At 67.9% G+C, this 23,264-nt stretch carries 23 protein-coding genes; 17 read left to right on the top strand and 6 right to left on the bottom strand.

Features of this window, described 5'->3' with window-relative positions:
* Positions 1–59 precede the first annotated feature (59 nt).
* From ACREPD_RS10880 to phbB, 3 genes are read left to right on the top strand one after another with little or no spacing between them, the layout of a single operon-like run.
* Entirely contained in the window at positions 60–1,241 is a 1,182-nt protein-coding gene (locus ACREPD_RS10880) for an OprO/OprP family phosphate-selective porin (protein WP_431599350.1), read from the top strand.
* A gap of 33 nt (positions 1,242–1,274) precedes the next feature.
* A complete protein-coding gene (locus tag ACREPD_RS10875) occupies positions 1,275–2,600 on the top strand; it encodes a CitMHS family transporter (RefSeq protein WP_431599374.1) in 1,326 nt (441 codons plus the stop codon).
* Between the two features lie 16 nt (positions 2,601–2,616).
* Positions 2,617–3,357: an acetoacetyl-CoA reductase gene (gene phbB / locus ACREPD_RS10870; RefSeq protein WP_421569279.1), complete on the top strand. Its 741-nt coding sequence runs from the start codon at positions 2,617–2,619 to the stop codon at positions 3,355–3,357.
* Between the two features lie 66 nt (positions 3,358–3,423).
* Here phbB and ACREPD_RS10865 read toward each other — a convergent pair whose 3' ends face one another.
* The 3 genes from ACREPD_RS10865 to rsgA all read right to left on the bottom strand — a co-directional run bounded on the left by ACREPD_RS10865 (position 3,424) and on the right by rsgA (position 8,476).
* The gene (locus ACREPD_RS10865; RefSeq protein ID WP_431599349.1) at positions 3,424–5,718 is read right to left on the bottom strand and encodes a TonB-dependent receptor; all 2,295 of its coding nucleotides are present in this window, start codon (positions 5,716–5,718) and stop codon (positions 3,424–3,426) included.
* A 316-nt stretch (positions 5,719–6,034) separates the two neighbouring features.
* Entirely contained in the window at positions 6,035–7,288 is a 1,254-nt protein-coding gene (locus tag ACREPD_RS10860; protein ID WP_431599348.1) for a flavohemoglobin expression-modulating QEGLA motif protein, read from the bottom strand.
* Between the two features lie 96 nt (positions 7,289–7,384).
* Positions 7,385–8,476 carry a ribosome small subunit-dependent GTPase A gene (gene rsgA / locus ACREPD_RS10855; protein ID WP_431599347.1) on the bottom strand — a complete coding sequence of 364 codons (1,092 nt, stop codon included), beginning with the start codon at positions 8,474–8,476 and terminating at the stop codon, positions 7,385–7,387.
* 133 nt (positions 8,477–8,609) lie between these two features.
* On the opposite strand from rsgA, the gene ACREPD_RS10850 reads away from it, so the two are divergent.
* Genes ACREPD_RS10850 through ACREPD_RS10835 form a run of 4 tightly spaced genes read left to right on the top strand, consistent with a single transcriptional unit; the run spans position 8,610 to position 11,554 of the window.
* Positions 8,610–9,884 carry a pyridoxal phosphate-dependent aminotransferase gene (locus tag ACREPD_RS10850; RefSeq protein WP_431599346.1) on the top strand — a complete coding sequence of 425 codons (1,275 nt, stop codon included), beginning with the start codon at positions 8,610–8,612 and terminating at the stop codon, positions 9,882–9,884.
* Position 9,885: 1 nt separating this feature from the next.
* Complete coding sequence (locus tag ACREPD_RS10845; RefSeq protein WP_431599345.1) at positions 9,886–10,509, top strand: SGNH/GDSL hydrolase family protein; 624 nt, start codon at positions 9,886–9,888, stop codon at positions 10,507–10,509.
* A gap of 17 nt (positions 10,510–10,526) precedes the next feature.
* Positions 10,527–11,207: a methyltransferase domain-containing protein gene (locus ACREPD_RS10840; protein ID WP_431599373.1), complete on the top strand. Its 681-nt coding sequence runs from the start codon at positions 10,527–10,529 to the stop codon at positions 11,205–11,207.
* On the top strand, positions 11,204–11,554 hold the full coding sequence (locus ACREPD_RS10835) for a hypothetical protein (RefSeq protein ID WP_431599344.1): 351 nt from the start codon (positions 11,204–11,206) through the stop codon (positions 11,552–11,554). The genes ACREPD_RS10840 and ACREPD_RS10835 overlap by 4 nt, the downstream gene beginning before the upstream one ends.
* On the opposite strand, the gene ACREPD_RS10830 is transcribed toward ACREPD_RS10835, so the two are convergent.
* On the bottom strand, positions 11,466–12,329 hold the full coding sequence (locus ACREPD_RS10830; RefSeq protein ID WP_431599343.1) for a polysaccharide deacetylase family protein: 864 nt from the start codon (positions 12,327–12,329) through the stop codon (positions 11,466–11,468). The genes ACREPD_RS10835 and ACREPD_RS10830 overlap by 89 nt on opposite strands.
* Before the next feature lie 59 nt (positions 12,330–12,388).
* On the opposite strand from ACREPD_RS10830, the gene grxD reads away from it, so the two are divergent.
* The gene (grxD, locus tag ACREPD_RS10825; protein WP_431599342.1) at positions 12,389–13,315 is read left to right on the top strand and encodes a Grx4 family monothiol glutaredoxin; all 927 of its coding nucleotides are present in this window, start codon (positions 12,389–12,391) and stop codon (positions 13,313–13,315) included.
* 118 nt (positions 13,316–13,433) lie between these two features.
* Here the strand turns inward: grxD and ACREPD_RS10820 are convergent, their stop codons facing one another.
* Both ACREPD_RS10820 and ACREPD_RS10815 read right to left on the bottom strand, forming a co-directional pair.
* Positions 13,434–13,973: a DUF924 family protein gene (locus ACREPD_RS10820; RefSeq protein ID WP_431599341.1), complete on the bottom strand. Its 540-nt coding sequence runs from the start codon at positions 13,971–13,973 to the stop codon at positions 13,434–13,436.
* Positions 13,974–14,026: 53 nt separating this feature from the next.
* Positions 14,027–14,803, bottom strand: a complete 777-nt coding sequence (locus ACREPD_RS10815; RefSeq protein WP_421569270.1) for an AMP nucleosidase — start codon at positions 14,801–14,803, stop codon at positions 14,027–14,029.
* 238 nt (positions 14,804–15,041) lie between these two features.
* On the opposite strand from ACREPD_RS10815, the gene ACREPD_RS10810 reads away from it, so the two are divergent.
* The 9 genes from ACREPD_RS10810 to ACREPD_RS10770 all read left to right on the top strand — a co-directional run bounded on the left by ACREPD_RS10810 (position 15,042) and on the right by ACREPD_RS10770 (position 23,209).
* A complete protein-coding gene (locus ACREPD_RS10810; protein WP_431599340.1) occupies positions 15,042–16,451 on the top strand; it encodes an amidohydrolase in 1,410 nt (469 codons plus the stop codon).
* Between the two features lie 56 nt (positions 16,452–16,507).
* On the top strand, positions 16,508–17,755 hold the full coding sequence (locus ACREPD_RS10805) for an amidohydrolase family protein (protein ID WP_431599372.1): 1,248 nt from the start codon (positions 16,508–16,510) through the stop codon (positions 17,753–17,755).
* A gap of 10 nt (positions 17,756–17,765) precedes the next feature.
* Positions 17,766–18,404 carry a 2-hydroxychromene-2-carboxylate isomerase gene (locus ACREPD_RS10800; protein WP_431599339.1) on the top strand — a complete coding sequence of 213 codons (639 nt, stop codon included), beginning with the start codon at positions 17,766–17,768 and terminating at the stop codon, positions 18,402–18,404.
* Between the two features lie 125 nt (positions 18,405–18,529).
* The gene (locus ACREPD_RS10795; protein WP_431599338.1) at positions 18,530–19,474 is read left to right on the top strand and encodes a DegV family protein; all 945 of its coding nucleotides are present in this window, start codon (positions 18,530–18,532) and stop codon (positions 19,472–19,474) included.
* A 105-nt stretch (positions 19,475–19,579) separates the two neighbouring features.
* Entirely contained in the window at positions 19,580–19,915 is a 336-nt protein-coding gene (locus ACREPD_RS10790; protein WP_431599337.1) for a hypothetical protein, read from the top strand.
* 92 nt (positions 19,916–20,007) lie between these two features.
* The gene (locus ACREPD_RS10785) at positions 20,008–20,421 is read left to right on the top strand and encodes a hypothetical protein (protein WP_431599336.1); all 414 of its coding nucleotides are present in this window, start codon (positions 20,008–20,010) and stop codon (positions 20,419–20,421) included.
* An 86-nt stretch (positions 20,422–20,507) separates the two neighbouring features.
* Positions 20,508–21,473, top strand: a complete 966-nt coding sequence (locus tag ACREPD_RS10780) for a L,D-transpeptidase family protein (protein WP_431599335.1) — start codon at positions 20,508–20,510, stop codon at positions 21,471–21,473.
* 4 nt (positions 21,474–21,477) lie between these two features.
* Positions 21,478–22,218 carry a M23 family metallopeptidase gene (locus tag ACREPD_RS10775; RefSeq protein WP_431599334.1) on the top strand — a complete coding sequence of 247 codons (741 nt, stop codon included), beginning with the start codon at positions 21,478–21,480 and terminating at the stop codon, positions 22,216–22,218.
* A gap of 130 nt (positions 22,219–22,348) precedes the next feature.
* Complete coding sequence (locus tag ACREPD_RS10770; protein WP_431599333.1) at positions 22,349–23,209, top strand: PA4780 family RIO1-like protein kinase; 861 nt, start codon at positions 22,349–22,351, stop codon at positions 23,207–23,209.
* The last annotated feature ends 55 nt before the right edge of the window (positions 23,210–23,264 follow it).

The following is a 23,264-nucleotide window of genomic DNA, read 5'->3' as shown; positions in this document are numbered from 1 at the left end:
TGCGGGCTGGCGGGGCCACCGTGCCCTGCCCTCCCACCGCCATGTACCTGGGAGGGTTCATGCACTTCGATCTCCTGCGCCGCCGCGGGCTGGCCGCCTGCGCCCTGCTGTTGCCCGTCGCCCCGCTCTGGGCCGCCGACGATGCCGATGCCGACCGCCCGGTCACCGCCACCGTGGGCGGCCGCCTGCACCTGGATTTCGCCGATTTCGACAACGATTCGCGCGGCACACCGAACAAGGACGACACCGAGATCCGCCGCGCCTGGGTGGATGTGTCGGGCAAGTTCTTCGTGGTGGACTACAAGCTGGAAGCGGACTTCTCCGGTGACCGGGTGGAAGCCAAGGATGTGTACGTCAGCCGCGATTTCGGCGGCGGCAAGCTCAGCGTGGGCCAGTTCAAGCAGTTCTTCTCGCTGGATGACCGCACCGGCTCCAACTACGGCAGCTTCCTGGAACGCGGCAGCGCCGGCACCACGCTGGCGCCGCTGTACCGGCTGGGTGCGTCCTGGCAGACGGTCAAGGGCGATACGACCTGGGCCGCCAGCGCCTACAGCCTGGAGAGCATCGACGCCTGGCAGGTGAAGGGCCGCGCGGCCGGTGGCCGTGCCACCTGGGCGCCGGGCGCCACCGCCGGCGACGTGCTGCACCTGGGCCTGTCGCTGGCACACGAGCGCTATGACCACCCGGGCGCCGACGGCGCGCCCGGGCTGAAGATCCGCCCGCGCCCGGCCGGCCACTTGTCCGACAACAGCCGCCTGACCCTGGCCGACTTCTCCGCCGGCCGCGACACCGACGTCAACAAGTGGTCGCTGGAATACGCGCAGGTGCGCGGACCGCTGTCGTGGCAGGGCGAGTTCAGCGGCGCCACGTTCGACGACGGCAGCCAGCGCGCCACGGTGCTGGCCGGCTACGGGCTGCTGAGCTGGTTCGTCACCGGCGAGTCGCGCGGCTATGACCGCAAGACCGGGCGCTTCGCACGCATCAAGGACATCCGCCACAAGGCCGGTGCGTTCGAGCTGGCGCTGCGCTATGACCAGATGCGCGGCGACCAGCACCTGATTGGCCAGCCGGACCTGATCGACGCGCGCACCGAATCCTGGACGCTGGGCGGCAACTGGTACATGCGCCCGAACCTGCGTTTCATGCTCAACCTGATCGACAGCCGCAACCGCGACCAGCTGGCCGCGGCCACCGTTGACCACACGCGCGCGGTCACCGGCCGCCTGCAGTTTGATTTCTAACCCCACCCCTACGTTGCAAGGAGTCCGCAGATGATGCTCAGCATCCTCGGCTTTGGCATGGTCATTACGTTCATGTACTTGATCATGAGCAAACGATTGTCGCCGCTGGTCGCCCTGATCACCATTCCCATCATCTTCGCGCTGGTCGGCGGCTTCGGTGCCAACATCGACGAGATGATGCTGGAAGGCATCAAGAAGATCGCGCCTACCGGCGTGATGCTGATGTTCGCCATCCTGTATTTCGGGGTGATGATCGATGCCGGCCTGTTCGACCCGCTGGTGCGCATCATCCTGCGCCTGGTCAAGGGCGACCCGATGAAGATCGTGCTCGGCACCGCCGCACTGGCGATGCTGATCTCGCTCGATGGCGACGGCTCCACCACGTACATGATCACGGTGTCGGCGATGCTGCCGCTGTACCAGCGGCTGGGCATGAACGCGTTGAACATGACGTGCGTGACCATCCTGGCCGGCGGCGTGATGAACCTCACCCCGTGGGGCGGCCCGACCGCGCGTGCGGCCACGGCACTGCACGTGGACCCGGCCGATGTGTTCGTGCCGCTGATTCCGTCGATGGTGCTGGCCTGCATCGCGGTGCTGGGGCTGGCCTGGTACCTGGGCCTGAAGGAGCGCCGCCGGCTGGGCGTGGTGACGCTGCCGACTGGCGGCAGCTGGATGGACTCCAGCGTGTCCGACGATGGCGCACTGCCGACCGTGGAAGACGCCGAGGACATCAAGCGGCCAAAGCTGCTGTGGGTGAACCTGGCGCTGACGCTGGCGTTGATGACGGCGCTGGTGCTGGGCGTGCTGCCGATGCCGGTGCTGTTCATGGTGGGCTTCGCGATCGCACTGGTGATCAACTACCCGAACCTGGCCGAACAGCGCCGCCGCGTGGTGAACCATGCGGGCAACGTGCTCTCGGTGGTGTCGCTGATCTTCGCGGCGGGCATCTTCACCGGCATCCTCAACAACACCGGCATGGTGGAGGCGATGTCGCACAGCTTCCTGGCCGTCATTCCGGATGCCTGGGGCCCGTACCTGGCGGTGATCACGGCGCTGGCCTCGATGCCGTTCACCTTCTTCATGTCCAACGACGCGTTCTACTTCGGCGTGCTGCCGATCCTGTCCGAGGCGGCCGGCAACTACGGCATCACGCCGGTGGAAATGGCGCGCGCCTCGCTGGCCGGGCAGCCGGTGCATCTGTTGAGCCCGCTGGTGCCGTCCACCTATCTGCTGGTGGGGTTGGCCAAGGTGGAATTCGCCGACCACCAGAAGTTCACGCTGAAGTGGGCGGTGCTGATTTCGCTGGTGCTGATGGCCGGCGGCCTGCTGTTCTCGCTGTATCCCTTCGCTGCCTGACCCTGGAGATTCCGAGATGACCCTTCGTATCGCATACGTCACCAGCGGCATGGGCAGCGTGGGCACCGCCATCTGCCAGAAGCTGGCCCGCAACGGCCACACGGTGGTGGCCGGCTGCGCGCCCAATTCGCCGCGCAAGGCCGGCTGGCTGCGCGAGCAGCGTGAGCTGGGCTTCGACTTCATCGCCTCGGAAGGCAACGCGGCGGACTGGCAGTCCACGGTGGCAGCCTTCACCAAGGTCAAGGCCGAGGTGGGCGAGATCGACGTGCTGGTCAACAACGCCGGCGGCAGCCGCGACGTGCTGTTCCGGCAGATGAGCCAGGACGACTGGAACGCGGTGATGGGCTCGAACCTGCATGCGCTGTTCAACATCACCAAGCAGGTGATTGACGGCATGGCCGCGCGCGGCTGGGGCCGCATCGTGAACATCGGCTCGGTGAGCGCGCACAAGGGCCAGATCGGCCAGGTCAACTTCGCCACCGCCAAGGCGGCGATGCATGGGTTCAGCCGTGCGTTGGCCAATGAAGTGGCGACGCGTGGGGTGACGGTGAATACCATTTCGCCCGGTTACATCGCCAGCCAGTCGATCAGCAGTTTTCCGCCGGATGTGTTGGATCGGTTGGCCGGTTCGGTACCGATCCGCCGGCTGGGCAAGCCCGAAGAGGTGGCCAGCCTCTGCGCGTGGCTGGCGTCGGACGATGCGGCGTATGTGACCGGCGCGGATTATGCGGTGAACGGCGGGTTGCACATGTTTTGATGCCATGCCCGCCGCAACGGCGGGCATGGATCGGTAGCGCCCGACCGTTGGTCGGGCGACGCGGAATCAAAATTCCGCGCTGAGGGTCATGAACAATTGCCTTGGTGCGCTGGCGTGAATCGCGTAGCGGGTGCCGGTCGGGTCGGTCGGGGCGAAGGAGCTCAGCTGTCCCGCGTACCGCTTGTTGGTCAGGTTGGTGGCGTTGAGCGAGACCTTGATGTCGCGCAAGCCCAGCCCCGGCCCGAATGAATACCCCGTACCCGCGTCGAAGGTGGTTACGCCCGGCACCGACTGGTCGTTGGTGTAGGTGTAGTAGCGCTTGCCGGTGTACTTGGCGCGCAGGCTGGCGAAGAAGCCGTCGCGGTTCCAGCTGATCTCGCTCGACGCCATGCGCTGCGGCGTATCCACGGTGATCTTGCCGGCCACCGGCACCACCGCGCCGCCCGAGGTGTAGTCGTCCTGGTAGGTACTCTTGTTCCACGACAGCGCGTTGTACCACTGCAGGCCGTCCACCGGCTTGAAGATGAAGGTCAGCTCGGCGCCCTGGCTCTTCACGGAACCCACGTTGATGAAGCGGGTGATGCACTCCGGCCGCGTGCCCACTTCGATGCTGGTGCACGGGTTGAGCGAGAGCAGGCGGTTGTCGAACATCACGTGGTAGGCGGCGATGGAGGCCTGGTACTTCTCGCCGAAGGTGCGGAAGCCCGCTTCGAACGAGCGTGACTTCTCCGGCTCCAGGTCGTCCACGCTGGCCGCGAACGACTCCGGCGACACCTGCAGCGGGCCACCGCTGCCACCGCCGACGAAGGCGGCGATGTTCTCGGCGTACGAGGCGAACACCTCGTTGTTCGGGTTGAGCTTGAAGCCGATACCGGCCTGCGGCAGCACCGATTCCTTCGCGGTCAGCGTGCCCGAGGCATAGCTGGCTTCGGTGCCCGGCTTGGACACGGCGGTCATGCGGGTATTGGGGCTCTTGATGCCCACGTCCACGGTCAGGCGGTCGTCGAGGAACCGCATGCGGTCCTGCACGTAGAACTGGCGCGTACGGATGTCGTAGTCCTGGTCGAACAGGCGGCGGTTCGGATAATTCAGGTAACCGTCGTCGAGGAACGGGCCGGTGATGTAGTAGAAGTTACGCTCGACGTTGTGGTCGTTGCGCTCATACCACAGCCCGGCTTCCAGCTCGTGCAGGCCCAGCTGCCAACTCAACGCGGCGGTGACGCCCTGGCGGTTGATGGTGTAGTTGGTGCTGCGGATGGAGATCGGCAGCGCCTGCGGCGTACCCGGGTTGGACGCCTGCCCCGGTGCCCACCAGTGGCCCTGGCCACGGTTCTCGTGGTGGTAGGCCAACAGCTTCAGGCGGGCGCTGTCGCCCAGTGCGAGATCGGCGTCCAGCGAATACAGGTTGTCGTCGCGCAGCGCGCGGCTCTGGTAATACGCGTCGTCGATGCTGTTGACGCCGCCGCTGAAGGCGCAGCGCTGCGCGTTGTAGGTGGCCGGCGCGCAGTACGCTGCCGCCACGGCGCGGTCCCAATCCGGCGCGTAGATGTTCCAGTCCCAGCCCAGTCCGCGTTCCAGCATGCTCTTGGAGAGATAGGCGTAGTTGGCCTGGCTGACCCGCGAGGTGGCGGCGAACGCACCGAAGCGGTGGTCGCCCACGTTCCACACCGCCTTGGCGTTGAACTGGCGGGTGGTCTGGTTCTGGTTCGGTTCGGCCCACATGTCCGCGTCCTGGTGCACGCCGGAGACATAGGCCGAGAAGCCGTTGAGGTCGCCGGTGTCCACGCGCAGGAAGCCGCGGCGCTGGTTGTCATCGCCCTCGGTGACGCTGGCGCGACCGCCGAATTCGGTGGACGGGTCCTGCGAGAAATACTGGATGGTGCCGCCCAGGTTGCTGGTGGAGGCCACGCCGAGCGAGCCGATGCCCTGCGACAGTTCCGCACCGGCCAGGTTCTCTGCGATCAGCGCACGCGCAATGCTCAGGCCATTGTAGTTGCCGTAGCTGTTGTCGCCCAGCGGAATGCCGTCCATCGTGTAGCCGAGTCGGCTCTTGTCGAAGCCACGCAGGCTGATGGTCTGCGATTCCTCATTGGCACCGAACGCGTCGTTGGACTGCACCGATACGCCCGGCAGGCGGTCGAGGATCTTCTGCGCGCTGGTACCCGGCGGCAGCACCTGCTTGTCGACGGCGGTGATGCGCTGTACTTGGCGGGTTTCGCCTTGACCGATCACCGACACGGCGTCCAGGGTGCGCGCACTGGGCGCGGCGCCGGCATCGAGTGCAGCATCCACGTCGGCAGCATGTGCGTTGGCAGCGCACAGTGCGATCGCCACGGCGATCGTCAGGGGTCGGTTGAGCATGGGGGTCCGTTGCGTGATGGAGGTGCCTGCGTAATGCAGGTGCGCGGCCATCGTGGAGACGCAACATGAAGGGATTCTTACATTCTTGCCCGGCCAGCCAAAAGTGCGACGGGATTCATGAAGTATGAGCGATCCAAGCGCACGCCCACGAAGCTTGTTCCAGCGCGGGAGATGGAAGCCAGCCCGCCTGCGACGTTCCAAGGGGGTTGAAAAAGTCCGCAGACGGGCTGACATCCGCTCAGAGCGAATAGTGCAGTGAGCCTTCTCTGCAGTACATCAGACATGTCTCATTTAATGATCAAACGTCCATTGCCGATTACTCCGCCGCAAGCTGATCCATGCGGATGCGGTTGGCGAACAGCGAAAACGCGAGCATGCCGGCCAGGCCGTTGGCACGGCTCACCCAATGCGGCAGCCAGCGCGGCGGGCGCAGGATGCCTTCTTCGAACAGCGGCGCGAAGTCGATGGCGTCGGTGAGCGACATCTTGCCGGCGAACAGCCAGCGGCAGACCTGCAGGCGGTCTTCGGCCAGCATGTGGCGGAAGAAGGTGTGCACCGACACCAGCCCACGCAGGTACACGGTGTCCTTGGTGAATGCCGCACCGCCGGTGGCCGGTACGCCGCGGAATACGCGCTGGGCCGAGGCGAAGCTCTCTTCGTTGTTCTGCCCGGCATCGCAGAAGTAGCGGAACACCTGGATGAAATCGGCACCCTCGCGTGCCATGGCAATGGCTTCGGTGCGCAGGCTGATGCGCTTGAGCCGCTCGATGTCGATGCTGCCGGTGATCTGTTCGGCGAACGTGGCCAGGCCTTCCTGTGTGGCAGTCACGCGCGGCGAGGACAACGCCAGGCTGGGCAGGTGCGGTTGTTCGCGGCCGTTGAGCGCGGTGAGCGAGTGCACCAGCGCTTCGTGATGGAACAGCTGTGCGCGGTCGTAGGCGCTGAAGCGCGCACTGGTACGCAGGCGGATGCGGGTGGGGCCGGCGGCCGCCTTGGAGATCAGCTCCGGGTCGAGCTGCACGGTGATGATGCGCGATTCGAAGAACGCGTCCAGGTCGCTCTGCAGCTGCAGTTGCAGCGCGGTGGCCGATACCGGCACCTGTTCTTCCGGCGCGAGCAGTTCGTGGTCCAGCTCCTGGGCGATCTGGATGAAGTGGCGCGCGGCCTCGCGGGTGCTGGGGCCGTTGCCGGGCAGTGGCTGCTCGGGCGAGCCGAACAGTTCCACCGAATAGCGGTCCACGGCGGCGGTGCCCAGCGATTCGAGCAGCCCGGCGGCGAGGTCCCAACTGTGCGCGGAACGCCGCACATATAGGCCGATGGGGTGGTTGGGATCGCACTGGGCGGTGATCGCGGCCAGCTCGCGGCGGGTGTCGGCGAAATCCAGCTTGGGATACTCCAGCACCGGCAGCACCGGTTGGCCGCGTGCCACGCTGGCCAGGAACGGGGCCTGCAGCGACGCCGGCCAGCTGGTCAGCCCGAGCAGCTTGATGCCGCCAACGGCCTCCACCAGGCGCGCGTCGAGCGCGGTGTGGTGGGCCACGTCACGATCCAGGGTCATGGGCGTGTTCATAGGCCGGACATTAGCAGGGTATGAGGCCAACGATCAGGCGTTCATGACCCCGGAAGGGAGTACAGCCACGCAGGGCGTGGCTCTACGAGCGGTCTCTCAGCGCTTCTTTCCCGGCGGGCGCCACTGCGCGCCCTTGCTCACATGCTTGCGCTCCAGCGCCTGCTGCGCCTGGCGCACGGCCAGCTTGGCCGCCGCCGCCGCCACTTCGTCCTTCAGCTTGAAGTAGTTGAGCAGGCGCTCTTCATCCAGCTCGCCCGAATCAATGGCGGCACGTACCGCACACCCCGGCTCACGCTGGTGGGCGCAATCGCGGAAGCGGCACTGTGCGGCCAATGCTTCGACGTCGGCGAACCCCACTTCACCCAGCGCCTCTTCGCCGGTGGGCTTGAGCTCGCGCATGCCCGGGGTGTCGATCAGGCAGGCGCCCGACGGCATCGGAATCAGCGCGCGGTGGGTGGTGGTGTGGCGGCCCTTGGAATCGTTGCCACGCACTTCGGCGGTCTTCATCAGCTCGTAGCCGAGCAGCGTGTTGGTCAGGGTCGACTTGCCGGCGCCGGACGAGCCGACCAGCACCACGGTCTTGCCCGCACCCAGCCACGGCAGCAGGGCGCTGGCACTGGCCGGGTCGCGGCCGTTGATGGCCAGCAGCGGAATGTCCTGCGCCGCCAGCTCTTCCAGTACGGCCAAGGCGTCTTCGCTGTACTCGGTCTGGTCGGCCTTGGTCAGCACGACCACCGGCTGCGCGCCGCCACCGCCCACCAGCATCAGATACCGCTCGATCCGGCGTGGGTTGAAGTCGGCGTCGAGCCCGCAGACGATGAACACGGTATCGATATTGGCCGCGATGACCTGCTGGTGGTAATGCTCGCCGGCCGCGCCACGCTTGATCGCGGTACGCCGCGGCAGCAGGGCCACGATCAGGATGCCGTCCAGCAGCACCCAGTCGCCCACCGCCGCACGCTCGTGGCTGGGGAAGCGCGGCCGCTGCCACTCGGCAGGGGATTCGGTCTTGATTGCCGCCCCGGGGGCGTCGGCCACCACGTAGCCGGTGCGGTGCTGCTCGACCACCCGGCCCGGGCGGGCCTGCGGGTGCGCGTCGAACAGGGCCTGCCAGGCCGGCAGTTCGGGGGCGCCTGCCCACGGCCAGCCCATGGTCTGCAGGGCGCGGAAATCGATTGGTTCGCTCATCGGGCCATTCTACCTGTCCTTTGTTCCGAGCCATTGCCGACAACTGCCCGCCGGTATTGAGATTTTCCCCCTTGCCCTGCAACGCAACAATTCCGCTACCATGCGATTTCCATGCCCGAACCACGGCCCAGTCATGTCCACGCCCCCGCTGAAGCCGCTCGCCACCCGCGAGCGCCTGTCCGAAGTCCGCTACGAGATCCGGGGCGAACTGGCGCGGCGAGCGCGTGAGCTGGAGGCCCAGGGCCGCAAGCTCATCAAGCTGAACATCGGCAACCCCGGCAACTTCGGTTTCCGCGCGCCCGAGCACCTGCAGCGCGCCATTGCCGACGACATGGGCCGCACCGACCCGTACACCCACCAGCAGGGCCTGCCCGAGGCCCGCGAGGCCATCGCCGCGGCTTATGCGCGCCGGGGAGCCCCGGATGCGCATCCGGACCGGGTGTTCATCGGCAACGGCGTGAGCGAGCTGATCGACCTGTCGCTGCGCGCCCTGCTCAACCCCGGCGACGAAGTGCTGGTGCCCTCGCCCGACTACCCGCTGTGGTCGGCGGCCACCATCCTCAACGACGGCCGCCCGGTGTATTACCGCTGCGCGCCGGAGAACGGCTTCCAGCCGGACCCGGTGGAGATCGAGTCGCTGGTGTCCTCGCGCACCCGCGCCATCGTGCTGATCAACCCGAACAACCCCAGCGGCGCCAGCTATTCGCGCGAGCTGCTGGAGCGCATCGTGGCCATCGCGGCCAAGCACAACCTGCTGCTGATGGTCGATGAGATCTACGACCAGATCCTGTACGACGGCGCCGCGTTCCAGCCGGTTGCGCCGCTGGCCGGCGACCACCCCTGCATCACCTACAGCGGGCTGAGCAAGGTGCACCGCGCCTGTGGCTGGCGCGTGGGCTGGGCGATGCTGTCCGGCGCGGCCGAACGGCTGGGCGAGTTCCGCGCGGCGATGGACCTGCTCAGCGCGCTGCGCCTGTGCGCCAACGTGCCGGGCCAGTACGCCATCGACGCGGCGGTGAACGGGCCGGACACGGTGTCGGCGCTGTGCGCCCCCGGTGGCCGGCTGTACGAGACCCGCCGCGCGGTGATCGAGGCCTGCAATGCCAGCGAGCACCTGTCGCTGGTGGCCCCCGCCGGCGCGCTGTACGCGTTCCCGGCGGTGGTCGGCCCCGCCGCCCGCAGCTTCGACGACCATGATTTCGCGCTGGAACTGATGAACGAGGAAGGCGTGCTGGTGGTACCGGGCTCGAGCTTCAACGTGCCCTACCGCCACCACTTCCGGGTGACCCTGCTGCCCGAAGCCGAGGTGATGCGCGACGTGTTCGCCCGCATCGACCGGGCGCTGGCGCGCCGCGCCGAGGCCAACACCAAGGTGGTTCCGATCAAGCCGCGCAGCGCGGTCGCCTGAGGTGGCACTGGCCTACCTGGCGCTGGGCGATTCCTACACCATCGGTGAGGGCGTGGCCCCGGCCGAGCGCTGGCCGGTGCAGTTGGCCACGGCGTTGCAGGAAGCCGGCCACGTGGTGGCCGAACCGCAGATCATCGCCACCACCGGCTGGACCACCGACGAGCTGGACGCCGGCATCGATGCGGCCGCTCCGCGCGGTCCGTTCGGGCTGGTGAGCCTGCTGATCGGGGTCAACGACCAGTACCGCGGGCGCAGCGTGGACGACTACCGCCCGCGCTTCACCGCCCTGCTGCAGCGCGCGATTGGCTTTGCCGGCAAGCAGCCGCGGCACGTGCTGGTGCTGTCGATTCCGGATTGGGGCGTGACCCCGTATGCACGCGACAACCACCGCGACCCGGTGCAGATCGCGCGCGAACTGGACGCCTACAACGCGGCCGCGCAGGCCATCTGTGCCGAGCACGGCGTGGCGTTCGTGGACATCACCGCGATCAGCCGCACACGTGGCGCGGAGCCGGCGATGCTGGTCGACGACGGCCTGCACCCCTCCGGCGCGATGTATACCGAATGGACGCGGCGCGCCCTTCCGGTCGCCCGCACACTACTCGACGACGAGGCAGCACACTGAGCACGGACGCGTTACCACTGGCCAGGGAACAGGCCCACCGCATCGCCGATGCGTTCATGCCGGCGCAGCGCTTCGGCAACCGGCGCGATTACTACTACAGCCGCGGCAAGCTCGGCAGCGATCCGCTGTATCCGGGTGTGCTGGCGGCGCTGACGCCGTGTTCGCAGCCGCTGCTGGATATCGGCTGCGGGTTGGGGCTGCTGGCGCATGTGCTGCGCCAGAACCAGCGCACGCAGGCGTATTTCGGCGTGGATATCGATGCGGACAAGATCGCCCGTGCGCAGCGCGCCGGGGCGCGTGCCGCTCTCGCCGACGCACGCTTTGCCTGCGTGGATGCCAGCGCTGCCCTGCCCGACCACCACGGCAGCGTGGCGCTGCTGGATGTTCTGCAATACCTGCCGGCCGAGGCCCAGCCAGTACTGCTGCGCGAGGCCGCCGCGCGGGTTGCGCCGGGTGGGCGGCTGGTGATCCGCACGACGCTGGCCGACAACAGCGGCCGCGACCGCACGACCCGTATCACCGACATGCTGGCCCATCTGGTGGGCTGGATGGGCACGCGGCCGCGGCACTACCCGGACGCCGCCAGCGTGCGTGCGCCGCTGGATGAAGCCGGATTGCAGGTGGAAATGACGCCGCTGTACGGCAACACGCCGTTCAACAACTGGCTGGTGACAGCGGTGCGCGGAGACGCGGCGTGAACGCACCGCGCCCGCGCCATTCCGCGTTGGGGATCGCCGCGCTGGTGGTGAGCCTGGTGGCGCTGGTGGTGTTTGCCGTGACCGCGCATGTGGCCCACCTGCCCCGCTACGCGGGCATGCACGAGGTGCCGGTGGCGGTGCTGGTGATGTTGTTCGTGGGCCTGGGGGTGGCCGTGGTCGGCCTGCTGCTGAGTATCGGCAGCGTGCTGCAGCATCAGCGGCGCCGGGTGACCGGCGTGCTGGCGCTGGGGTTGTCGATCACGTTGTTGTGGGCGCAGGCGTCGCTGGGGAGCTGGGTTCACCAGCAGTGGCAGGATGCGCATCCGACGGTGGATGCCCCCCATTAGGGATCGGTAACACCGCGCGCAGACCGCGGGTCTGCGTTTCCTTCAGCACCGCCTCGATGATGGCCAGGTTGTGGCCGTGGGCCGCGCCTTCGTGCAGCAGCACGATGGCGCCCGGGCGCAGGGTGGCGGTGATGCGGTCGACGACCTGCTGCGGCTGGCAGTTCACGCCGTCGAAGCCGCGCGCGCTCCAGCCCACCCGGGTCAGGCCCCAGCGCTTGAGCGCCGGTGCGACGAACGGGTTGGTCATGCCCACCACTGAGCGGTACCAGCGCGGTGGGGCGCCGGCGATGTCGGTGAGGGCCTGCTGGCAGTGGGCGATCTCGTCGGCCATGGTGGCCGGGCCCAGCCGCCAGAAACGGGTCTGGGGGTGGCGGTGGCTGTGGTTGCCCAGCTCGTGGCCACGGGCCAGCACCTCGCGCACCTGCGCCGGCTGCTCCAGGGCGCGTTCGCCGACCATGAAGAAGGTGGCCTTGGCCTGGTAGCGGTCCAGCAGGTCCAGCACCGCCGGGGTTTCGGCGGACGGGCCGTCGTCGATGGTCAGCCACACCTGCGGCGCGTTACCGGGCAGGCGGCTCAGCACCGGCGCGTAGAAGCGGCTGTTGGGCAGGAACACCGGCACCATGAACAGGGCGTGCGAGGCCACCATCAGCGGCAGCCCTGCCATCCAGCCCCAGGCCCACCAGACGGCCGCCACGGCCAGCTGGGATAGCACCAGCCAGGGCAGCCAGCGCCACGGGCGGCGGGGAATGCGATGCAACGTTTCCGGTTCGGTCATGCCCCATGATGCCATGCCGCGTAGAATGGGCGGTTCGAAAATACCCGGACCCGACCGTCATGTCCCTTGATCCCGCCCTGCGCTCGCGCATCGAATCCATTCTCAACGCCAACCGCGTCGTGCTGTTCATGAAGGGCCAGCCGAGCATGCCGCAGTGCGGGTTCTCGGCCAAGGCCGTGGGCGCGCTGAACGACCTGGGTGTCGAATTTGCCCACGTCAACGTGCTGGCCGACCAGGACATCCGCGAAGGCATCAAGGCCTACGGCGACTGGCCCACCATCCCGCAGCTGTACATCGACGGCGAGCTGGTCGGCGGCAGCGACATCATCCTGCAGATGGCAGGCAGCGGTGAACTGAGCAGCGTGCTGGGCCTGGCCGCACCGGACCGCACCCCGCCGCGCATCACCGTGACCCCGGCCGCGGTGGAAATGCTGCGTGGCGCACTGGCCGACGCGCCCGGCGCGTCGCTGCAGCTGGGCATCGATGCCAGCTACCAGCCGAACTTCCAGCTGGCCCCGCACGACGACAACGCGATCGCCGCCGAGTCCAACGGCCTGCGCGTGCAGTTCGACGCGGCCAGCGCGCGCCGCGCCGAAGGCATCACCATCGACTGGGTGGACGACATCCGCGGCAAGGGCCTGGCCATCGACAACCCGAACGCGCCCAAGGCGGTGCAGGAACTGGCCGTGCGTGACGCAGACGACCAGCGCCGCGCCGGCAGCATCATCGTGGTGGACGTGCGTCCGGCCGACGAGCGCGCCATTGCCGCGATCAACGCCCCGTTCGAGACCTTCGACGGCGACAACCGCGCGCGCCTGGAAGCCCTGCCCAAGGACACCGCGCTGGCCTTCCTGTGCCACCACGGTGGCCGCAGCGCGCAGGCTGCCGAACAGTTCCGTGCACTGGGCTTCAGCAAGGTCTACAACATCACCGGCGGCATCGATGCCTGGTCGAACGAAGTGGACAACAGCGTGCCGAAGTACTGATCGCGGATTCAATCGCGATGCACGAAAAAAACGCCGGCATCGCCGGCGTTTTTTTGTTCAAACAGTTTGCCCACCAACCCCAGGTAGAGCGACGCCATGCGTCGCTGCACGGCAACCGTCAGCCAGCAAACCCACCCTCGGCAAGATAATCCAGCTCCTCGGGCGTAGGCATCCGCCCCAGCACCGCATTCCGATGCGGAAACCGCCCGAAGCGGCGGATGATGTCGCGGTGCAGTTCGGCGTACTGCAGGTATTCCTTGTCGCCCAGCGCGTCGAACATCGACACCGACCGTTCCTGGTCCTGTGGGTCTTCGGAATGCTCGAACGGCAGGTAGATGAAGGCGCGCAGCTTCGGCACCAGCTGCAGGTCCAGGCCCTCCTCCACCGCGCGCATCGCGTAGTGGCGGGCCAGGCCGTCGGTGGCATAGGAATGGGCAGTGTCGCGGAAGCAATTGCGCGGAAACTGGTCGAGCAGGATCATCAGCGCCAGCGCGCCGTCGGCCGTGCCCAGCCAATGCTCGCGCGCACGGCGCGCAGCGGCGTAGTGTTCGTCCAGGAACGCCTGGCGGAAACGCGCATCGAACGCGTCATCGCGCGCGAACCACTGCTGCGGCCCCGCGTTGCGCCAGAATTCCACTACTTGTGCCGCCACGTCCATTCAATACCCCTGCGGGCGGCGCGCCTCCAGGGCGCCCACCCATGCCATTGCCATCACTCGTCAAAGCGCAGGTGGCGGACCGACTTGCCGTTGCGCCGTATAAGCTTAAGCGCCTCGATGCCAATCTGGATATGGTTTTCGACGAACTGGGAGCTGACCTTGGCGTCGGAGGCCTCGGTCTTGACCCCGTCGGGGATCATCGGCTGGTCGGACACCAGCAGCAGCGCGCCGATCGGGATGTGGTTGGCGAAGCCGGCCGCGAACAGGGTGGCGGTCTCCATGTCGATGGCCATGCAGCGCATCAGCCGCAGCTTTTCCTTGAATGCCTCGTCGTGTTCCCATACGCGCCGGTTGGTGGTGTAGACGGTGCCGGTCCAGTAGTCGTGGCCGAGGTCGCGGATGGTGGTGGAGACCGCACGCTGCAGCGCGAACGCCGGCAGTGCCGGCACTTCCGGCGGCAGGTAGTCCGACGAGGTGCCCTCGCCACGGATCGCCGCGATGGGCAGGATCAGGTCGCCCAGCTGGTTCTTGCGCTTGAGCCCGCCGCACTTGCCCAGGAACAGCACCGCCTTGGGCATCACCGCCGACAGCAGGTCCATGACGATGGCCGCGTTGGGGCTGCCCATGCCGAAGTTGATCAGGGTGATGTCGTCGCTGGTCACGCTGGCCATCGGCCGGTCCATGCCCTGGATGGGTGCGCCGGTGAGCTGGGAGAAGGTGTGCAGGTAGCCACCGAAGTTGGTCAGCAGCACGTGCTGGCCGAACTGGTCCAGCGGCACGCCGGTGTAGCGTGGGAGCCAGTTCGTTACGATTTCCTGTTTGTTTTTCATGTTTTTTCCTTTTTTTTATTACGGCAGCCGACTAACAGTCGGCTCTACCCAGTCGGCTCTACCTACCCAGAGCAGCCGACTAACAGTCGGCTCTACCCCGTCGGGCTACCCGGCAATTGTCCTGCGCCACATCGAATTGGCAAGCTGCCGGCGCGCGGCGCAGGCGGTTCGCCACTTGGCAAGGCGGCACCCAGCGGATAGCGTCACCGGGGTTCGTTCATGCCACACCGGGGAAAACATGCGCACTCGATTGACCGCTGGGCTGGGCCTGGCGCTGTTCACACTGGCCGCGCCGTCGGCGCCCGCCGCCTCGCGGTTCACGCAGGATCCGTACCCGAGCACCTATGCGCCGATCGCCTCGGCACCGGTGCTGATCCGCAACGCCACCGTGCTCACCGGCACCGGTGCGCGCCTGGAGCAGGCCGATGTGCTGCTGCGCGACGGCCGCATCGCCGCCGTGGGCAGCGCGCTGGACGTGCCCGCCGACGCGGTGCAGGTGGATGGCAGTGGCAAGTGGGTCACCCCCGGCATCATCGACGTGCATTCGCACCTGGGCGTCTACCCCAGCCCCGGCGTCAGCGCGCACAGCGACGGCAACGAGATGACCGCACCGGTGACCGCCAACGTCTGGGCCGAGCATTCGGTGTGGCCGCAGGACCCCGGCTTTGCCGCGGCGCTGGCCGGCGGCGTGACTTCGATGCAGGTGCTGCCCGGCTCGGCCAACCTGGTCGGCGGGCGCGGCGTGACGCTCAAGAACGTGCCGGCCACGACCTACCAGGCCATGAAATTCCCCGGCGCGCCGTGGGGCCTGAAGATGGCCTGCGGCGAGAACCCCAAGCGCGTCTACGGCGGCGGCAAGGGCGTGGCGCCCGGCACCCGCATGGGCAACGTGGCCGGCTACCGCGCCGCGTTCATCGATGCCAGCGAGTACCTGGCCAAGAACACGCCGAAGAAGGTGAAGCGCAAGCGCTGGTTCGGCGGCAGCGACAAGGGCGACAGCGCCGGCGATACCGGCGGCAAGCGCGACCTGAAGCTGGACACGCTGGCCGGGGCCATCGACGGCGACATCCGCGTGCACATCCACTGCTACCGCGCCGATGAAATGGCCACCATGCTCGACCTGTCCAAGGAGTTCGGCTTCAAGATCGCCGCGTTCCACCACGGCGTGGAGGCCTACAAGCTGGCCGACCGGCTGGCCGAAGAAGGCGTCTGCGGCGCCCTCTGGGCCGACTGGTGGGGCTTCAAGATGGAGGCCTTCGACGGCATCCAGGAGAACATCGCGCTGGTCGACCGCCCGGCCAACAGCTGCGCGATCGTCCATTCGGATTCGCCCGAAGGCATCCAGCGGCTCAACCAGGAAGCAGCCAAGGTGATTGCCAACGCGCGCCGCGCCGGCATGCAGATCGCGCCGGAACGCGCGATCGGCTGGCTGACCTACAACGCCGCGCGCTCGCTCGGCGTGGAGAAGCAGACCGGCAGCCTGGAGGTGGGCAAGATGGGCGACGTGGTGGTCTGGAATGGCAGCCCCTTCAGTTCCTACGCACTGGCCGAAAAGGTCTACATCGACGGCCACCAGGTCTACGACCGCAACGACGTGCGCCGCCAGCCGCTGTCGGACTTCATGCTTGGCCAGGAGGCACGCCCGTGAACGTTCGTTCCCATGATCGACACACGCGCAGCGCCGGTACGCTGCGGCGCAGCCCGGTGCTGTTGGCCCTGCTGGCCCTGCTGGGCGCCGCGCCCGCCAGCTGGGCGCAGGACCTGCTGATCCGCAACGCCACGGTGCATACCGCCAGCGCGCGCGGCAGCCTGGAACACAGCGACGTGCTGGTCCAGGGCGGGGTGATCCGCGCCGTCGGCACCGGCCTGGCCGCCCCCGCCGGCGCCACCGTGGTGGAGGCCAACGGCCGCCCGCTGACCCCGGCGTTCTTTGGCGGCATTACCGATATCGGCATCGACGAAGTCTCCGGCGAATCCACCACCGTGGACAGCGGGCTGAAGCTTCAGGACCAGCCCATGCGCCCGGAATTCGACGTGACCCTGGCCTACAACCCGGCCTCGGTGCTGATTCCGGTGGCGCGGCTGGACGGCATCGGCTTCACTGCCTTGGGCGCCAATACCGACGGCAGCTTCATCGCCGGCCAGGGCGGGGTGATGCGGCTGGACGGCAGCGCCGATCCGATCGGCCCGCGGGCGTTGTTCATCCGGCTCGGGTCGTCCGGCGCCGAACTCACCGGCAGCTCGCGGGCGGCGCAGTGGATGCTGCTGGAGCAGATGGTGAGCGAAGCCCGCAACCGGGTGCCGGTCGATTCGCCGCATGCCCTGTTGACCCCTGCCGGCCGCGCCACGCTGGCGCGCTACCTGGCGGGCCAGGGGCGGCTGGTGGTGGAGGTGGACCGCGCGGCGGACATCCGCCAGCTGCTGCGCTTTGCCGCACGCGAGAAGGTGAGCATCGCCATTGCCGGCGGTGCCGAGGCGTGGCGGGTGGCGCCGCTGCTGGCGCAGGCGAACGTGCCGGTGTTCGTGGATGCACTGGGCAACCTGCCGGCCAGCTTCGACCAGTTGGGCGCCACGCTGGAAAACGCGGCGCGGCTGCACGCGGCCGGGGTGCAGGTCAGCTTCGCCCAGCGCGACGATGCCTCGCACAACGCGCGCAAGATGCGCCAGCTGGCCGGCAATGCGGTGGCCAACGGCCTGCCCTGGCAGGACGGCCTGGCCGGCCTGACCCGGGTCCCCGCCCAGGTGCTCGGCGTGGGCGACAAACTGGGCAGCATCGAGCCGGGCAAGCTGGCCGACCTGGTGCTGTGGGAAGGCGACCCGCTGGATGTGGCGCACTACGCCGAGCAGGTCTGGCTGGGCGGGCGCGCCATGCCGATGCGTTCGCGCCAGATCGAGCTGCGCGACCGCTACGCCGCCCCGGCGACCCGCGAACCCCGGGCGTATTCGAGGTAAGGTGGAATCCATGACCCTGCGCTGGTACTTCGATTTCGTCTCCCCCTTCGCCTACCTGCACTGGCAGCAGCTGAAAACCCTGCCCCAGTTCGACAGGATCACCCCGGTGCCGATCGCTTTCGGCGCGGTGCTGCACCACATGGGCAACCTGGGCCCGGCGGAGATCCCGGCCAAGCGCCGCTTCATCTACCGGCAGGTGTTGTGGCAGGCGCAGCAGCAGGGCACGCCGCTGCGCTTCCCGCCCGGCCACCCGTTCAACCCGCTGGCCGCGCTGCGCCTGTGCCTTGCGGCAGGGGCGACGCCGGCATCGGTGGACATCCTGTTCAACTGGATCTGGCGCGACGGCCGCGCAGCCGACACCCCGCAGGCGCTGGCCCTGCCCGGCGCGATGCTGGACGTGGCCGACGTGGCCGCCGCCGTGGCGGCGCCGTCGGTGAAGGAGCAGCTGCGCCAGAACACCGAAGCAGCGATTGCCGCCGGCGTGTTCGGCGTGCCGACCCTGGCCATCGACGGCGAGTTGTTCTGGGGCAACGAGAGCCACCCGCTGATGGTGGCGGTGCTGGCCGACCCGGGCCTGCTGCAGCAGCCGGAATGGCAGCGGGTAGTGGAACTGCCGGTGGCGGTGGAGCGCAGCCGGCCGGCGGGATGATGCCGGCGGGGCGGCGTTGGCAGCGGCCAGCGCCGAATATGAAAGTCCTGGTCAGGCAACCGGATCGTTTTTGAGATAGCTTTCACATTTCCGAACCTACACCCTGCCTGGAGGGGGCAAACAGGATGCGCATCGGAATCGTGGTCGACTCTGCCTGTGATCTACCGCAGGACTTCATCCAGCAACACAACATCGTGCTGCTGCCCATTACCGTGCGGATCGGTGAGGCCGTGCTGGCCGACCACCGCGACGAACAGGCAACCCTGAGTTTCCTGCATGCCCATGTCGCCGAGAACGGTGCAGAGGCGGAAACCATTCCTTTCAGCGTGGTACAGATCCGTGATCTGTTCCTGGGCAAGCTGGTGATCGATTACGACCATGTGTTCTGCATGACGATCACCAAGACCCGCAGCCCCATCTACGAAAACGCGATGCAGGCCAGCTTCGCGATCCTCAACGACTACAAGCCGGTGCGCCAGGCGGCAGGCTTCAACTCGCCGTTCGCGCTGCGGGTACTGGATACGCAGAACCTGTTCGCCGCCCAGGGCATCACCGCGGTGGAAGCGGTGCGCCTGCGCGACAGCGGTGCCGGCGTGGCGCAGATCCGCGAACGGCTGGAACAGCTGGCGTTGAACGTACACGGCTACATGGTCACCCGCGACCTGTACTACATGCGCGCCCGCGCCCGCCACAAGGGCGACCGAAGCGTGGGCCTGATCAGCGCCGCGCTGGGCAGCGCACTGGACATCAAGCCGGTGCTGCATGGGTACCGTGGTACGACCGGCCCGGTGGCCAAGATCAAGGGCTTCGACAATGCGGTGCAGAAGCTGTTCGACTTCGTCGGCCAGCGGGTCAAGGGCGGGCTGATGACGCCGGCGGTCTGCGTGAGCTACGGCGGCGAACTGGCCGACCTGCAGGCGCTGCCCGGCTACGCCAACCTGCGCGAGACCTGCCGGGCGCACGGGGTGGACCTGTACGAATCGGTGATGAGCCTCACCGGCATGGTCAACGTGGGCAAGGGCGCGGTGACGGTGGGTTTCGCCGACGAACCGCATACGTTTACCGCCTGACACCTGACGCCGGACCGTCCCCGCGACGGTCCGAACGGCGGCCGGTTTCTGCACACCGATTGCACCGTGAATCTGCCACGCTTGCCGCATTCAACGGAGGCCACCATGTCGCAGTACTTCATCAGTTTGCCGGACCCTTCCAAGGCCCGCGGCAACGATTCCGACCTTTCCTTCCACTCGCAGAGCGCCGCCGGCTTCGCCGAGGAGCTGCAGGAAGCGCTGCAGACCACCAAGCTGTTCGACCGCTGGCGTGCCAAGCAGCCCGATCCGGATGCGGTGGAATCGCAGTGGGGCGCGACCGACCCCGCCGCGACGGTCACCGGTGAGCAGAAAGACCTGCGCATCAACCTGGTCGCCACCACCACCATCAACAGCGACGTGTTCAAGGAACGCCTTCGCCTGCTCGCCGGCCACCACTGGGAACTGCGCGACGTGCGTTGAGCATGCGTTGAGCGATTGCCGATCGCAGGGTCGGCAATCGCGGCACGATCGCGGCACGGTAAACTCGGCGCCACTGACGCATGGAGTGCATCGTGGACCCGAAACTCAAAGCCCTGGTCGGCCAGACCAACCTGGATGAGCTGCTGCAGCCTGCCTCGCGCGAGATGGACCTGCACCAGCCGGTCGCCCCACCCGCGGCGGCGACGCCTGAGCCGGCGCGTTCCACCGCCGATCCCCTGCAGATCCACTTTGCCAGCGCGGACATTGTCGGCGGCCTGACCAGCGGCCGGCCGACCAGCGCGCGCATGAAAGGCTTTGCGCTGGCCTTCCTTGGCGGCCCGATGATCCTGTCGGGCCTGATGCTGCTCAGCATCGCATGGAGCGTTCCGGTGCGCTGGCCACAGGCCTTGATCGGCACCGTATTCTCCCTCGGCCTGATGGGGTTCTGGCCGTACGTCGTGTTCGCCAACTGGCGCAAGCGCAACAAGGGCGCGAATCCGGGATAACGACGGTCAGCTTCCCGTCAGGCTTTTCACAGGGCCTGTGCAGCGCGCTCCGGCATGGTGGGGTTGAACCTGCCTTGGAGTATTCGATGCCGCTGCGACTGCCTGCCTCCGCTTCCCTGCTTGCCCTCGCACTGGCCGCTGCGTCGCCCGCGCTGGCGCAGACCCCCGCCACCCTGCCCGCGCCCATTGCCGAAGACGGTGCGGTTGCCACCGGCCCGCGCTCGGATCTGCATGCGCAGGTGCTGCTGGACCGGGCGCATTTTTCGCCGGGCCAGATCGACGGGTTGCCGGGGTCCAACCAGAAGCGTGCCGTCGCCGGCTTCCAGGCGGCACGCGGGCTGAAGGTGACCGGCGAGCTGGACGACGCCACGTGGGAAATCCTGCGCGCGGGCGACACGCCGCCGCTGGTGAGCTACACGCTCACCGCCGAGGACGTGGCCGGGCCGTTCCAGCCGATTCCCAAGAAGCCCGCCGAGCAGGCCAAGCTCAAGGCGCTGGGCTTCGGTTCGGTAGGCGAGGCGCTGGGTGAACGCTTCCATGCCGATCCCAAGCTGTTGCAGGCGTTGAACCCCGGCGTGGACCTGGGCAAGGCGGGCAGCACCATCCAGGTGCCCAATATCGCGCCGGCGGCGCTGCCCAAGGCGGCCAAGCTGGTGATCGACAAGTCCGATTCCACGCTGCGCCTGTATGACGCGGCCGGCAAGGTATACGCGCAGTTCCCGGTGTCGTCGGGCAGCCAGCACGACCCGCTGCCGATTGGCGAATGGAAGATCCTGGGCATCTCGCGCGAGCCGACCTTCCACTACAACCCCAAGCTGTTCTGGGACGCCAAGGCCGGTGACCGCAAGGCCACTCTGCCGCCGGGCCCGAACAATCCGGTGGGCCGGGTCTGGATCGATATCTCCAAGCCGCACTACGGCCTGCATGGGACGCCCGAGCCGGGACACGTGGGCAAGACCGAGTCGCACGGCTGCGTGCGGATGACCAACTGGGACGCGCTGCAGGTGGCCGATGCGGTCGACGCCTCGGTACCCGTGGTGATGCAGGAGTGACCTGATGATGCTGACGCGACTGCTGGCACTGGGCGTGGTGATGGGGGCCGTGGGCTGGTGGCTGCTGGCATCGGGGCCGTCCGAGGTCGCGGTAGAGCGGGGCTCCGCCCCGCTCAGCCGGGCAGAGCCCGGCTCTACCCCCGGCGCTACCCCCGGCGCCCCCGCCCCCGCCGTAGAGCGGGGCTCTGCCCCGCTGGTTTTGGCGCCTAGCCGGGCAGAGCCCGGCTCTACCCCGCTGGCCGTAGCACCGAGCCGGGCAGAGCCCGGCGCTACCGCGCTGGCCGCGGAATCCGCCGCGGCCCCTGCGGGCCTGCTCCTCCCCGTACAGGGCATCACCCCCGCGCAGCTGCAGGACACCTTCACCGACGCGCGCAGCGAAGGCCGGGTGCACGATGCGATCGATATCCTGGCGCCCGACGGCACCCCGGTGCTGGCGGTGGCGGACGGCACCATCGAGAAACTCTTCAACAGCGAGCGCGGCGGGCTGACGGTGTACCAGTTCGAGCCCGGCGGCACGTATTGCTATTACTACGCCCACCTGCAGCGCTATGCCGATGGCCTGGCCGAGAAGCAGGTGGTCAAGCGCGGCGACGTGATCGGCTACGTCGGCAGCACCGGCAACGCCAGCCCGGACGCCCCGCACCTGCACTTCGAGATCCACCGGCTGGGCCCGGAGAAGCAGTGGTGGAAGGGGGAATCGCTCAACCCCTACCCGGTGCTGCGCGGGGAGCAGGCCCTGCGCTGACCTGGCGGCCGCGCCCGCCAAATGAACCGGGACGGGCCGCACGATTGGCCCCGCCGACGCGAAGGTGCGAGAATCCCCGACCCTCCCTTTCAGGCCGGCGCACCCTCGCCCGCCCCCGACCCGAGCCTACGTGAAGACCCCCGAAAGCCTGCAGGCGCTGATCGAAGACGGCGTGATTGACGAAGTACTGCGCCCGCTCAAGAGCGGCAAGGAAGCGGCCGTGTATGTCGTACGCAGCGGCGACGACGTGCGCTGCGCCAAGGTCTACAAGGACATGGCCCAACGCAGCTTCCAGCAGCGCGTGCAGTACCAGGAAGGCCGCAAGGTGCGCGGCAGCCGTGAGGCGCGCGCGGTGGGCAAGGCCAGCAAGTACGGCCGCAAGCAGCAGGAAACCGCCTGGAAGAACACCGAGGTCGATGCGCTGTACCAACTGCGCGACGCCGGCGTACGCGTGCCCGAGCCGCACGGGTATTTCCATGGCGTGCTGGTGATGGAGCTGGTCACCGACGCCGAGGGCTTCTCCGCCGCGCGGCTGGGCGAAGTGGAACTGGAGGCCGACCAGGCCCGCGAGTTCCACCAGGTGCTGGTGCGCCAGGTGGTGCTGATGCTGTGCTGCGGCCTGATCCACGGTGATCTGTCGCCGTACAACGTGCTGGTCGGCCCGGATGGCCCGGTGGTGATCGACTTCCCGCAGGTGGTGAGTGCGGGCGGAAACAACGCCGCGCGCAGCATGCTGCTGCGCGACGTCAACAACCTCACTGCCTACCTCGGCCGCTCTGCGCCGGAACTGCTGGACACCTGGTACGGCGAAGAGATGTGGGCGCTGTTCGAGGCCGGCGAGCTGCTGCCCGACAGCCCGCTCACCGGCACTTTCGTGCACGACGAATCCACCATCGACCTGGACAGCGTGCGCCACGCCATCAACGACGCGCGCGAAGAAGCGCTGATTCGCCAGCAGGGCCGCGAGGCGGCGGAAGAAGACGACGATTGATCTGCCGCTGGACACGCATGGCGTGTCCCTACGTGGTGCCGACCCGGCGGTAGAG

Origin of the sequence: Stenotrophomonas sp., from assembly GCF_050737075.1 — a bacterium.
GTDB lineage: Bacteria > Pseudomonadota > Gammaproteobacteria > Xanthomonadales > Xanthomonadaceae > Stenotrophomonas.
This window is presented reverse-complemented; position numbering and strand designations above follow the sequence as displayed.